This window comes from Demequina activiva (genome assembly GCF_016862815.1).
GTDB lineage: Bacteria > Actinomycetota > Actinomycetes > Actinomycetales > Demequinaceae > Demequina > Demequina activiva.
In genome coordinates, this window is record NZ_BONR01000002.1 from 1 (window position 1) to 12,632 (window position 12,632).

The window sequence follows — 12,632 nt, forward strand, 5'->3', positions numbered from 1 at the left end:
CCCAAGGCTGACGAGAAGGCTGACGAGAAGGCCGAGGAGCCCAAGGCTGACGAGAAGGCCGACGAGAAGGCCGAGGAGCCCAAGGCTGACGAGAAGGCTGACGAGAAGGCCGAGGCCGACGACGCGGAGGACAAGCCCGCGAAGAAGCCCGCCGCCAAGAAGCCCGCTGCGAAGAAGGCGCCGGCCAAGAAGCCGGCCGCCAAGAAGACCACCACGGCTGCCGACAAGGCGGACGAGCCCACCGAGGCCGCTGCCGACGCCGCCGACGAGAAGTAAGGGAATCGCACATGGCGAACTACACCGTTGCCGACATCCAGGCACTGCGTGAGCGCACCGGCGCCGGCATGCTCGACGTCAAGAAGGCGCTCGACGAGGCGGAGGGCGACCTGGACAAGGCCGTCGACATCCTGCGCGTCAAGGGCCTGAAGGGCGTCACCAAGCGCGAGGGCCGCTCGGCCTCCGAGGGCCTCGTCGCCGCGTCCATCCAGGACGTGGACGGCGGTCAGGTGGGCACGCTCATCGAGCTCAACTCCGAGACCGACTTCGTGGCCAAGAACGACAAGTTCGTGGCGCTCGCGGACCAGGTCCTCGCCACGGTCGTCGCCTCGGGCGCCGACTCGGCAGAGGCCGCGCTCGCGACCGACGTCGACGGCAAGACCCTGCAGGAGGTCATCGACGCCGAGGCCGGCATCCTGGGCGAGAAGATCGTCCTGCGCCGCGTCGCCCGCATCGCGGCGCCCGCCGTGACCGAGTACCTCCACCGCACCAACAAGGACCTCCCCGCGCAGGTGGGCGTCCTGGTCGGCTCGGACGCCAAGGCCGGCGAGGTCGCTCGCGACATCGCGATGCACATCGCCGCCTACTCGCCGTCGTACCTCGTGCGCGAGGAGGTCCCCGAGGACGTCGTCGCCAACGAGCGTCGCGTGGCCGAGGAGACCGCCAAGGCCGAGGGCAAGCCCGAGCAGGCGCTGCCCAAGATCGTGGAGGGCCGCCTGAACGGCTTCTTCAAGGAGAACACCCTGGTGGACCAGGCGTTCGCGAAGGACCCGAAGACCACGGTCGGCAAGGTCATCGAGAACTCGGGCGGCGAGGTCCAGGCCTTCGCTCGCTTCCGCGTGGGAGCATAGGCTTCCAGGCAGGAGACACCAGACCACAGCAGCGCGCCGCAACCTCAGGAGGAGCCGATGTCCGAGTCCACGATCGTGAATCCGGACACCGGAGACTCCTCCGAGGTGCGGCGCGTTCTGCTGAAGCTGTCGGGTGAGATGTTCGGCGGCGGGTCCGTGGGGCTCGACGCAGACGTCATCAACCGCATCGCCCGCGAGGTGGCGGTCGCCGTCAAGGACGGCGTGCAGGTGTGCATCGTGGTGGGCGGCGGCAACTTCTTCCGCGGAGCGGACCTGTCGCAGCGCGGCATGGAGCGCGCGCGAGCCGACTACATGGGCATGCTCGGCACGGTCATGAACGCGCTGGCGCTGCAGGACTTCCTCGAGCAGGCAGGCGTCGCGACGCGCGTCCAGACCGCCATCACCATGGGCCAGGTCGCAGAGCCGTACATCCCGCTGCGCGCCGTGCGGCACATGGAGAAGGGGCGCGTGGTGATCTTCGGCGCAGGCGCCGGCATGCCGTACTTCTCCACGGACACCGTCTCGCTCCAGCGGGCCCTCGAGGTGCGCTGCACCGAGGTGCTGATGGGCAAGAACGGCGTCGATGGCGTCTACACGGCGGATCCGCGCGAGGATCCCGACGCGACGCTGCTCGAGCACGTCACGTATGCGGACGCTCTGCAGCAGGGCCTCAACGTGATGGACGCCGCCGCGTTCTCGCTGGCCAAGGACAACGCCATGCCCATGAGGGTGTTCGGGCTCGAGGAGCCAGGCAACGTGACTCGCGCACTCGCGGGTGAGAGAATCGGGACGCTGGTCACGGCCTGAGGCCGCCGGCGACGAGACTGAAGGAGCACAGGTGATCGACGAGATCCTCCTCGAGGCAGAGGAGCACATGGACAACGCCGTGGCGGTCGCGAAGGACAACTTCGCCGGCATTCGCAGCGGCCAGGCGTCTGCGGCGATGTTCGCCAACATCACGGTCGACTACTACGGCGCTCCCACGCCGCTGCAGCAGCTGGCGTCGATCACGCTCCCGGAGGCGCGGATGGTGCTCGTCGCCCCGTACGACGCCTCCGCGAAGCAGGAGATCGAGTCCGCGATCCGCAACTCGGACCTGGGCGTGAACCCCTCGGACGACGGCACCGTGCTGCGCATCGTGATGCCGCAGCTCACCGAGGAGCGCCGCCGCGACTACGTCAAGCTCGCGAAGTCCAAGGCCGAGGACGCTCGCGTCACGGTGCGCAACATGCGACGCAAGGCCAAGGACCAGATCGACGCCGCCGTCAAGGATGGCGAGGTGGGCGAGGACGAGGGCTCCCGCGCGGAGAAGGAGCTCGACGGCCTCACCAAGAAGCACGTCGACGCGATCGACGCGCTGCTGGCGCACAAGGAGAGCGAGCTGCTCGAGGTCTAGCCTCGGGCCGCGTCGTGCGCGGTGACCCCTCCATGAGCATCTTCCGCCGCCGCGACAAGGACCCCCGTGGGCCCCAGCGGGATGCTGGCACGCCGGAGCCGCAGCCCTCCGCGTCGCCGTGGGCGGCCACCTCCGAGTTCCAGCCCGCGCCGTACTACGTTCCCGGGATGCCGTCGCTGCACGACGACGGCCCCGAGCAGCCGGCCGATGCGCCGGAGCCCGCAGCGCCGGTCCAGCAGGACCGCGCGGGGCGCCCAGGGGAGGGCGCGCCGGCTGTCGCCGGGGCGCCCAGGGCCAGCGCCGCATCGGCCGCACCCGTCCCTCATGGTGCGAGCGCGGATGCGGTGGACGATCCCCGCATCGACCCCGAGACGCCCCGGCCCGTGGAGTCCCCGGTGCCTCAGGTGGCGCCCGTGTCGCGAAGCGGACGGAACATGCCGGCAGCGGCCGCGGTCGGCATCGGCCTGCTCGCGATCGTCGTGGTCGCCGCCTGGTGGGATCCGCTGGCCTTCACCGTGCTCGCGTGCCTGTTCTCCCTGGCCGCCGTGGTGGAGTGGCGAACGGTGCTGGCCAAGCAGGCGCGCCAGGTGCCGCTCATCCCCGTCGCGCTCGCGACCGTGGGATTCATGATCTCGACCTGGTACTACGGTCCCGAGGGGCTCGTGGTGGCGCTCATGGTGGGCTGCGCCGGCACCGTCGCATGGCGCGTGGTGGACGAACGCATCGAGAACACCCTCGCCGACTCGCTCGCGAGCATGCTCACCCTGCTGTGGATCCCGTTCATGGCGGCGTTCCTGGTGCTGCTGGTGCTCGCGGACGACGGCTGGCACCGCGTGCTGGTGGTGATCCTCGCGGTCGCGGGTGCCGACTCGGGCGGCCTGTTCGCGGGCATGCTGTTCGGCCGCCACCCCATGGCTCCACGCGTGAGCCCCAAGAAGACCTGGGAGGGCTTCGCAGGCGGACTGGTGCTGGGCACCCTCGCCGCCTCGATCGCCGCGTACTTCTTCTACGACGGTCAGTGGTGGATCGGCGCGCTCGTGGGCGCGGCGTGCGTGGTGGCCGCCGTGCTGGGCGACCTCGCGGAGTCCGCCGTCAAGCGCGACATCCAGGTCAAGGACATGAGTTCGCTGCTTCCGGGCCACGGAGGCATCATGGATCGCATCGACTCTCTGCTGCTGGCCGCGCCGGTGGCATACGTCGTGTTCGCACTTCTCCAGGGAGCCGTATGACCGACCGACCACTTCTCCAGTTCGCGGCGCCGCGCCGCGGCAAGCCGCCACGCCACTTCGCGGACCTCACCACGGACGAGCGGATCGAGACCGTCCGCGAGATGGGCCTGCCCGCGTTCCGCGCCAAGCAGCTCGCGACGCACTACTACACCCACCTGACGGTGGATCCCGCGGACATGACGGACCTGCCGGCCGCGGCGCGCGAGGAGATCGCTCAGCAGGTGTTCCCTCCGCTCATGAAGCCGGTGACGTCGCTGGTCGCCGACGGCGGCGCGACCCGCAAGACGCTGTGGAGCCTCCACGACGGCGTCAAGGTCGAGTCCGTGCTGATGAAGTACCCGGAGCGGGCGACGCTGTGCGTCACGAGCCAGGCCGGCTGCGGCATGGCGTGCCCGTTCTGCGCCACCGGCCAGATGGGGCTGACGCGCAACCTGTCCGCCGCGGAGATCATCGAGCAGGTGCGCCTGGCCGCCAGGTCGGCGCGCGACGGCGACCTGGGCGAGCAGGTCCGGCTGTCCAACGTGGTCTTCATGGGCATGGGCGAGCCGCTCGCCAACTACAAGGCCGTGATGCAGACCGTGCGCGCGCTCGTCGCGCCCGAGCCGCACGGCTTCGGCCTGTCCGCGCGCCACGTCACGGTCTCCACGGTGGGCCTGGTGCCCGCGATCGACAAGCTCACCAAGGAGGGCATCCCGGTGACGCTGGCGCTCAGCCTGCATGCGCCGGACGACGAGCTGCGCAACGAGCTGGTGCCCATCAACACGCGGTGGACCGTGGACGAGGCCCTGGACGCGGCACGACGCTACTTCGACGCCACGGGCAGGCGCGTCAGCATCGAGTACGCCCTGATCCGCGACATGAACGACCACGCGCATCGCGCAGACCTCCTGGGCCGCAAGCTCAAGGAGCGCGGCGACGGCTGGGTCCACGTCAACCCCATCCCGCTGAACCCCACGCCCGGGTCGAAGTGGACCGCATCGGACCCTGAGGTCGAGCGAGAGTTCGTCCACACCCTGCGCGCTCACGGGATTCCGACCACGATCCGGGATACTCGAGGCAGTGACATCGATGGAGCGTGCGGCCAGCTCGCGATCAAGGAGGTCTGATGCCTGACCTGTTCCCCCGTGCGGGTGCGACCAAGCTCGGCTATCGCCGTGATGACGTCGACGCCTACTTCGCTCAGGCGCGACACGTGTACGAGCAGCCCGGCGCCGCGGACGACCTCGCGTCCTTCGACGTGCGACGGGCATCGTTCGGCCTGGCCCGTGGCGGGTACTCGACGGCCTCGGTGGACAGCGCGCTCGACCGGCTCGAGGTGGCGTTCTCCGCTCGCGTGAAGGAGCGGTTCATCAAGGAGCACGGCCAGGACGCGTGGATGGCGCAGCTTGCCGAGCGCGCCCAGAGCCTGTACCCGCGCCTGCGCCGCCCGGCGGGAGAGCGCTTCGACCGTCCCAGCGGACTGCACGGCGGCTACGCACAGGCGGACGTCGACCAGCTGCTGGACCGGCTCACCGCGTTCTTCGACCAGGGCAAGCCGCTCACCGCGGACGAGCTGCGCAGCGCGACGTTCAAGCGGCGCTCGTCCTGGGCCGCCTACGAGGAGCGCGTGGTCGACGCGTACCTCGCCCGCGCGGTCGACATCCTGCTCGGGGCCGCGTGAGCGACAGCCCTCGCACCGTCTCGCTGCTGGGCTCCACCGGGTCGATCGGCACGCAGGCGCTCGACGTCATCGCGCGCAACCCTGACCGCTTCCGTGTGGTCGCGCTCGCCGCGGGCGGCTCCGACCCCGATGCCGTGATCGCGCAGGCGAAGGCGACACGGGCACCGCTGGTGGCCGTCGCATCGGCCGATGCCGTGCGCGCCATCTCCGCCGCCCTGCCCGGGGTCGACGTCCGCTCCGGCGCCGATGCGGTGGTCGCCGCCGCAGGGTGCGGCGCCGATGTGGTGCTCAACGGGATCACCGGGTCCGTGGGGCTGCGGCCCACTCTCGCGGCGCTCGAGGCCGGGAGCACGCTGGCCCTGGCGAACAAGGAGTCTCTCGTGGCGGGCGGCGCGCTCGTGAAGGCTGCCGTGCGGCGCCCGGGTCAGATCGTCCCGGTCGACTCCGAGCACTCGGCGCTGGCCCAGGCTCTGCGCGGCGGCGCTGCCAGCGAGGTCGCGCGCTTGGTCGTGACCGCCTCCGGCGGCGCGTTCCGCGGCCGCAGCCGTGAGGAGCTCGCCCACGTGACCCCCGCTGACGCCCTGAACCACCCCACGTGGGACATGGGCCCCGTCGTGACCATCAACTCCGCGTCGATGGTCAACAAGGCGCTCGAGGTGATCGAGGCGCACCTGCTGTTCGACATCCCCATGGACCGCATCGACGTCGTGGTGCATGCGCAGTCGATGGTGCACTCGATGGTCGAGTTCGTCGATGGCAGCACCCTGGCGCAGGTGTCGCCTCCGGACATGCGGCTTCCCATCGCCCTGGGACTGTCGTGGCCCGACCGCGTCGCGGACGCCGCGCCTGCATGCGACTGGAGCCAGGCGTCCACGTGGACCTTCGAGCCGCTGGACGAGCGAGCCTTCCCCGCGGTGCGCGTGGCCCGCGAGGCCGTCGCGGCGTCGGCACTGCATCCGGCGGTGTTCAACGCCGCGAACGAAGAGTGCGTCGCAGCGTTCGTTGCAGGATCGTTGCCGTTCCTCGGGATCGTCGACACGGTCAGGAGCGTTGTGGAGGAGTACGAGGCGCCCAGCGAGCTGTCGCTGGACGCGGTCGACCATGCGGAGCGGTGGGCGCGCGAGCGCGCTCGTGCCCGCATCGGCTGAGGCAACGGCTACGTAGGGTAGGGACATGTTGACGCTGGTGGGCATCCTGGTGCTCGTGGTCGGGCTGCTGATCTCGATCGCGCTGCACGAGGTGGGGCACATGGTGCCCGCGAAGAGGTTCGGCGTGCGCGTGAGCGAGTACTTCGTGGGGTTCGGTCCCACCCTGTGGTCGCGTCGCGGCCGCGAGACCGAGTACGGCGTCAAGGCCATCCCGCTGGGCGGCTACGTGCGGCTGGTGGGCATGATCCCCCCGGAGGACCGCGTGAAGCCCGTCCGCGGCACCGGATGGGTGGCGCGCGTCATCGGCGATGCGCGTGAGGCCGCGGTCGAGGAGATCCAGCCGGGCGAGGACCACCGCGCCTTCTACCACCTCGCGTGGTGGAAGAAGGTCATCGTGATGATGGGTGGACCCCTCGTGAACCTCGCGCTGGCGGTCATCCTGTTCACAATCGTGCTCACCACCATCGGGGCACCCACGCAGACTCTGACCGTGGGTCAGGTCGTGCCGTGCGTGCCGGCCGCCGGGGCGACCGAGTGCGCCGCCGGCGATCCCGCGTCGCCCGCAGCCGAGGCCGGGCTCGAGGACGGCGACACCATCACGGCGGTCGACGGTGTTCCCGCCGAGGACTGGCAGCAGGCCACCGCGATCATCGCGGCGAGCCCCGGCCAGACCATGCCGCTCGAGGTGCTGCGCGACGGAGAGCCGCTGACGCTGTCCGTGACTCCCGGCGAGCGGGAGCGGACCGTGACGAACGATGCGGGGGAGCCGGTGCTCGACACCAGCGGCGAGCCGATGCTCGAGACCGTCGGCTACCTGGGCGTGACCTCGGAGTTCGTGACCGAGCCGCAGCCGCTCACGGCCGGCGCCGTGCAGACGTGGAACTACCTGGTGGCGACCACCGAGGTCATCGTGAACCTGCCGCAGCACCTGTGGGACGTGACGCGGGCCGCGCTGGGTCTCGAGGAGCGCAGCACGGACTCGATCATGGGCGTCGTGGGCGTGGGCAGGGTCGCGGGTGAGATCACCAGCGCCGACGTCGAGGGCTACGGGCTCACCGAGAAGTTGGGCGACATGCTGAACCTGCTCGCCGGCCTCAATCTCGCGCTGTTCGTGTTCAACATGATCCCGCTCGTGCCGCTCGACGGCGGCCACGTCGCCTCGGCGCTGTGGCAGGGGATCAAGAACGGTTGGGCGCGCCTGCGCGCGCGCCCGGCCCCTGCGCCCGTGGATGTGGCACGCATGATGCCGCTGGCGTACGGAGTGTTCGGAATTCTGCTGGTCATGGGCGTCGTTCTCATCTATGCGGACATCGTCGCGCCCGTCAACGTGCTGTGATCGCCGCGCCTGGAAATCGAAACGACGTCTGAGGAGATAATGAGACTGTGACTGCCATCGGACTCGGAATGCCTGCCATGCCCGCCCCCACGCTTGCCCCGCGCAAGAAGACCCGCAAGATCAAGGTGGGGAGCGTCTACGTCGGGGGCGACGCGCCGGTCTCGGTGCAGTCGATGACCACCACCAAGACCACGGACATCAACGCGACGCTGCAGCAGATCGCGGAGCTGACGGCCGCCGGTTGCGACATCGTCCGCGTCGCCTGCCCCACGCAGGACGATGCCGAGGCGCTGCCCATCATCGCGAAGAAGTCCCAGATCCCGGTGATCGCGGACATCCACTTCCAGCCCAAGTACGTGTTCGCCGCGATCGAGGCCGGTTGCGCGGCCGTGCGCGTCAACCCCGGCAACATCAAGCGCTTCGACGACCAGGTCAAGGAGATCGCCGCGGCCGCGAAGGACCACGGCACGTCGATCCGCATCGGCGTCAACGCCGGAAGCCTCGACAAGCGCATCATGGACAAGTACGGCAAGGCCACCCCGGAGGCACTCGTCGAGTCCGCCGTGTGGGAGGCCAGCCTGTTCGAGGAGCACGGCTTCCACGACTTCAAGATCTCCGTCAAGCACAACGACCCGGTCGTGATGGTGGAGGCCTACCGCCAGCTCTCCGAGCGCGGCGATTGGCCCCTGCACCTGGGCGTGACCGAGGCCGGCCCCGCCTTCCAGGGCACCATCAAGTCCGCCACCGCGTTCGGCGCTCTCCTCAGCCAGGGCATCGGCGACACCATTCGTGTGTCCCTGTCCGCGCCTCCGGTCGAGGAGGTCAAGGTCGGCATCCAGATCCTCCAGTCGCTCAACCTGCGGCCGCGCAAGCTCGAGATCGTGTCCTGTCCGTCCTGCGGGCGCGCGCAGGTGGACGTGTACGAGCTCGCGGAGAAGGTCACCGCAGGACTCGAGGGCATGGAGGTGCCGTTGCGCGTCGCCGTCATGGGCTGCGTCGTGAACGGGCCCGGCGAGGCCCGTGAGGCGGACCTGGGCGTGGCCTCGGGCAACGGCAAGGGACAGATCTTCGTCAAGGGCGAGGTCATCAAGACGGTGCCCGAGAGCCAGATCGTCGAGACGCTGATCGAGGAGGCGATGCGCATCGCCGAGACGATGGAGCCCGAGGAGGGCGCGTCTCCGCAGGTGATGGCCGCCCAATGACGGACTCGCTGCTCCGGCGCGCTCAGCACTCGCTGACGCCGGCGCAGCGCCGCGATCTCGACGCGCTCACGGCGCTGTGCGAGACGGATCCCGTCACCACCGTGGTGCCGGCGATGCACCTCGAGGCTGCACGTGCCTCGGGCGTGATGCCCGCGGGGCTGTGGGTCATTCGCCGCAGGCACGGCTGGGGGCGCGAGCTGGCGGGCCTGGTGTGGTCCGGCGCGAATCTCTGCGCGGTCGTGGCCCCCACCGGCGACCAGGACGCCGATGAGGCGTTGCGCGCCGACCTTGCAGCGGCGGCGATCGGGCGACTCGCGCGCCCGGCGGCGATCGTGGGCGAGGCGGACCTGACGCTGGATCTGTGGGGACGCGTCGAGCCGTGGTGGGGCCCCGCCCGGGAGGTGCGTCCCCGTCAGGTCTCGATGGTCGCCGATGCGCCCGCGCCTCACGCCGCGCCCGTGGACGCGGCGGACCTCGCGCTCGACGCCGTGCGGCGCGCGCGCGACGAGGACTACGAGGCCCTTCTCCCGGCATGCGTGCACATGTTCATCGGCGAGGTGGGCTACGACCCGATGCGGCACGGCCGAGCGGCGTACGAGGAGCGGCTCCATCATCTGGTCCGCGCGGGACGCGCCTACCTGCAATACGGCACGGTGCACGGCCGGCGCGAGGTGGTGTTCAAGGCGGAGGTGGGCGCGCTCGGCGGGGGCGTGGCGCAGCTGCAGGGCGTGTGGGTCCACCCCGATCTGCGCGGTCGCGGCCTCGCGCGCGCGGGCCTCGCAGCCGTGATCTCCGCCGTCCGCGTGGAGCACGCTCCCACGGTGTCCCTCTACGTCAACGACTTCAACGCACCCGCGCTCGCGGCGTATGAGGCCGTGGGCTTCCGGTGCGTGGGGACCTTCGCGACCGTGATGTTCTAGGCCGAGCTCGAGGCGCGTCGCGCGTCCGGACCCGCACCACCGTCTCCTGGACATCCGCGCTCGTGCTCAGCGGCTGCGCCCCGGCACCGCGGGCGAGGTCACGGTGGCCCGCAAGCATGCTTCGCCTTGGCCCACGCTCCCGCCGGGAAGGATGCCTTCGTGACGAACGGGCGGCGGCTCGAGGGTCCCACTGGCGCGGCGTGTGTCGACGCCGGAGGCGCGGAGGGCGTGGACCGCAGCTCCGCGCACCCGTGTATCGCATTCTCCTGAACAATGTCACGGAGATTGCCGAGCAGCACCAGCGCGAGCGTAAGGGCGCAAAAAGGGGACGTTTCGGAAAAGTGTCGCGCGGATCTAGTGGACTTCATCACACATCGGAGTACCTGTTCCACGTCCATTATCAGTATCGATAGGGTTCAAGGGCTCATAGGTATGCGACTGCTGAATATCGTCATGCCACGAAGATTCTGAGGGGATTCTTAATGCGAAACACCACTGCCCGCACGGTTGCGGGAGTCTCGATCGCGGCGCTGGCCGCGACCCTGGTCGGCACCGCCGCCCAGGCCACCAGCACGGAGGACGCGAGCAGCGTCGTCTTCTCGTCACTGCCCGCCGAGGCGCCCGCCTCGTACCCGAGCATCGGCTTCAACGCCCGCTCGACCCTAGCCGTCGGCGACATCGTCGAGCTCGCCGGTGCCAACCGGATGCTCGACCAGATCGAGGTCAGCCTCAACAGCTGGGCATGCGAGTCCGGCACGGGCGCCGAGTGCGTGTCGACTCCCGGATCCTCCTACACCCATCCGGTCACGGCCACGGTGTATGCCGTCGACGGCGAAGGTGCCGCTGCGGCACCCAGCGCCGTGCTGGCCGAGCTCACGCAGGACGTCGACGTCCCGTTCCGTCCGTCGGCGAACGCCGAGGAGTGCGGCGAGGGCGCCAGCACGTGGCACGACGCCGCACTGGACACGTGCCAGAACGGCTTCTCCTTCCCCGTCACCTTCGACTTCTCCGCCACCGCAACACCCCTGCCTGACGAGGTCGTCGTGGCCTTCTCGACCTACACGAGCAAGAACAGCGACCTGGCGAAGGGCCCGTACGACAGCCTGAACATCGACCTGGGGGACACCTCCGCGTCGGTCGGTACCGACTCGGACATCGACTCCATCGTGATCGACGCGTACGCGCCGGTGGGCTACAACGATGACGGCGAGGCGGGCCTCGGTGCGCTGCGCCAGGACCTCGGCTGGACCGGCTACGCACCGGTGTTCTCGATCTCGGCCACGCCGGTGCCGAGCATCGCCTCGACGCTCATCGACTTCGAGGATGCCTCTGACAGCGCCTCCGCAGACGGTGGGCTCTCGGGCGTGTCGATCGTCGAGAGCACGGACGAGCTCGCCGCTGCCGGTGGCTGCTACTACGCGACTGCGCCGGTGATCGAGTACAACGCGGACGTGTTCACGCGCTTCGGCGGCTACGCCTCGGCGTTCCCCGCGCACGGCTGGTTCAGCTCGGCGGACTTCTACTTCGACACCCAGTCCGAGGCAGGACAGTTCCAGTGGTCGCTCGGCGTCAACGGCACCGACGGCGCGCACCAGCGCGACTTCGTGTTCACCGTGGGCACCGCTGGCGAAGGCACCTGGACCGCTGGCGCGTCGAACAACGCCGCCAACTCGACGCCGTTCATCGGCGGCTATGGCGAGGACCCGGCGACGATCACCGAGTCCGGGTGGTACTCGCTCGGGGCGTCGTTCTACGAGCAGGATGGCCTGCTCTACGTCGACATGCGTGTCGTGGACGCGACCGACTCCGTGCTCAAGCAGTGGACGCTCGGCGGGAACGCAGCCGACACGATCAACGTCGCCGTGGGCGGCAACCGCTACGGCTGGCTCGTGAACAACTCGTTCGAGGGCCTCGCGATCGACAACGTGCTCCTGAACGCCGACCGCCCCGCGGCCGGCTGCGAGGACGACGTGACCCCGACGGTGTACACCTCGTCGTTCACGGACGTCCCTGACACGCACCCGTTCTACAAGCACATCTCGTGGCTGTCGCAGTCGGGGATCACCTACGGCTACGCCAACGGTGGATTCGGCCCTTCGGACGAGATCTCGCGCGGCCAGGTGGCGGCGTTCCTGTACAAGATGGCCGGCTCGCCGGCATGGACGCCTCCGGCCGAGTCGCCGTTCGCGGACGTGTCGACGTCCAACGTCTTCTACAAGCACATCACCTGGATGGCGAACGAGGGCATCACGTACGGCGTGGGCGACGGCTCGAGGTTCGGAGTGTCGAACGACCTCAATCGTGGCCAGATGGCGGCGTTCCTCTACAAGCTCGCCGGCTCGCCGGAGTACACGCCCCCGGCGACCCCGACGTTCGATGACGTTCCCACCACTCACACCTTCTACAAGCACATCGAGTGGCTGGCCGAGTCCGGCATCGCCTCGGGCTACGCGTCGGGCGGCTACGGCCCCTCCGACGACGTGACCCGTGGCCAGATGGCGGTGTTCCTGTTCAAGCTGAACGGCGTGCTCCTCTAGGGCACTGCGCTCCTCGGCCCGCGGACGCCCACCGGCGTCCGCGGGCCTTGCCACGTCCGCGGCGAGCGCGCCACCGC

The 12,632-nt window shown here is 69.8% G+C and carries 12 protein-coding genes; all 12 read left to right on the plus strand.

Annotated features, from left to right (window positions below; all coding sequences use genetic code 11):
• Positions 1-276, plus strand: a 276-nt coding sequence (locus tag Dac01nite_RS04735) for a hypothetical protein (protein WP_203653775.1), incomplete at its 5' end; no start/stop codon positions are given.
• An 11-nt stretch (positions 277-287) separates the two neighbouring features.
• Positions 288-1,127, plus strand: coding sequence for a translation elongation factor Ts (gene tsf / locus Dac01nite_RS04740; protein ID WP_203653776.1), 840 nt, complete (start codon positions 288-290; stop codon positions 1,125-1,127).
• Positions 1,128-1,184: 57 nt separating this feature from the next.
• Positions 1,185-1,934 (plus strand): UMP kinase, encoded by a 750-nt coding sequence (gene pyrH, locus Dac01nite_RS04745; protein ID WP_203653777.1) that lies wholly within the window; start codon positions 1,185-1,187, stop codon positions 1,932-1,934.
• A gap of 31 nt (positions 1,935-1,965) precedes the next feature.
• The gene (frr, locus tag Dac01nite_RS04750; protein ID WP_203653778.1) at positions 1,966-2,523 is read left to right on the plus strand and encodes a ribosome recycling factor; all 558 of its coding nucleotides are present in this window, start codon (positions 1,966-1,968) and stop codon (positions 2,521-2,523) included.
• 32 nt (positions 2,524-2,555) lie between these two features.
• Complete coding sequence (locus tag Dac01nite_RS04755; RefSeq protein WP_203653779.1) at positions 2,556-3,752, plus strand: phosphatidate cytidylyltransferase; 1,197 nt, start codon at positions 2,556-2,558, stop codon at positions 3,750-3,752.
• On the plus strand, positions 3,749-4,858 hold the full coding sequence (gene rlmN, locus Dac01nite_RS04760) for a dual-specificity RNA methyltransferase RlmN (protein WP_203653780.1): 1,110 nt from the start codon (positions 3,749-3,751) through the stop codon (positions 4,856-4,858). The genes Dac01nite_RS04755 and rlmN overlap by 4 nt, the downstream gene beginning before the upstream one ends.
• A complete protein-coding gene (locus Dac01nite_RS04765) occupies positions 4,858-5,412 on the plus strand; it encodes a DivIVA domain-containing protein (RefSeq protein WP_203653781.1) in 555 nt (184 codons plus the stop codon). Before rlmN ends, Dac01nite_RS04765 begins: the two co-directional genes overlap by 1 nt.
• Entirely contained in the window at positions 5,409-6,560 is a 1,152-nt protein-coding gene (gene dxr / locus Dac01nite_RS04770; protein WP_203653782.1) for a 1-deoxy-D-xylulose-5-phosphate reductoisomerase, read from the plus strand. Before Dac01nite_RS04765 ends, dxr begins: the two co-directional genes overlap by 4 nt.
• A 25-nt stretch (positions 6,561-6,585) precedes the next feature.
• Entirely contained in the window at positions 6,586-7,896 is a 1,311-nt protein-coding gene (locus Dac01nite_RS04775) for a M50 family metallopeptidase (RefSeq protein ID WP_203653783.1), read from the plus strand.
• A gap of 47 nt (positions 7,897-7,943) precedes the next feature.
• Positions 7,944-9,098, plus strand: coding sequence for a flavodoxin-dependent (E)-4-hydroxy-3-methylbut-2-enyl-diphosphate synthase (gene ispG, locus Dac01nite_RS04780; RefSeq protein ID WP_203653784.1), 1,155 nt, complete (start codon positions 7,944-7,946; stop codon positions 9,096-9,098).
• Entirely contained in the window at positions 9,095-10,018 is a 924-nt protein-coding gene (locus Dac01nite_RS04785; protein WP_203653785.1) for a GNAT family N-acetyltransferase, read from the plus strand. The genes ispG and Dac01nite_RS04785 overlap by 4 nt, the downstream gene beginning before the upstream one ends.
• Positions 10,019-10,500: 482 nt before the next feature.
• Entirely contained in the window at positions 10,501-12,555 is a 2,055-nt protein-coding gene (locus Dac01nite_RS04790) for an S-layer homology domain-containing protein (RefSeq protein ID WP_203653786.1), read from the plus strand.
• Positions 12,556-12,632 lie beyond the last annotated feature (77 nt).

What these genes read in the sequence shown, in the direction of transcription:
- tsf (WP_203653776.1), top strand. Translation starts at nt 288, where the DNA reads ATGGCGAACTACACCGTTGCCGACATCCAGGCACTGCGTGAGCGCACC.
- pyrH (WP_203653777.1), top strand. Translation starts at nt 1,185, where the DNA reads ATGTCCGAGTCCACGATCGTGAATCCGGACACCGGAGACTCCTCCGAG.
- Dac01nite_RS04755 (WP_203653779.1), top strand. Translation starts at nt 2,556, where the DNA reads ATGAGCATCTTCCGCCGCCGCGACAAGGACCCCCGTGGGCCCCAGCGG.
- rlmN (WP_203653780.1), top strand. Translation starts at nt 3,749, where the DNA reads ATGACCGACCGACCACTTCTCCAGTTCGCGGCGCCGCGCCGCGGCAAG.
- Dac01nite_RS04765 (WP_203653781.1), top strand. Translation starts at nt 4,858, where the DNA reads ATGCCTGACCTGTTCCCCCGTGCGGGTGCGACCAAGCTCGGCTATCGC.
- Dac01nite_RS04775 (WP_203653783.1), top strand. Translation starts at nt 6,586, where the DNA reads ATGTTGACGCTGGTGGGCATCCTGGTGCTCGTGGTCGGGCTGCTGATC.
- Dac01nite_RS04785 (WP_203653785.1), top strand. Translation starts at nt 9,095, where the DNA reads ATGACGGACTCGCTGCTCCGGCGCGCTCAGCACTCGCTGACGCCGGCG.
- Dac01nite_RS04790 (WP_203653786.1), top strand. Translation starts at nt 10,501, where the DNA reads ATGCGAAACACCACTGCCCGCACGGTTGCGGGAGTCTCGATCGCGGCG.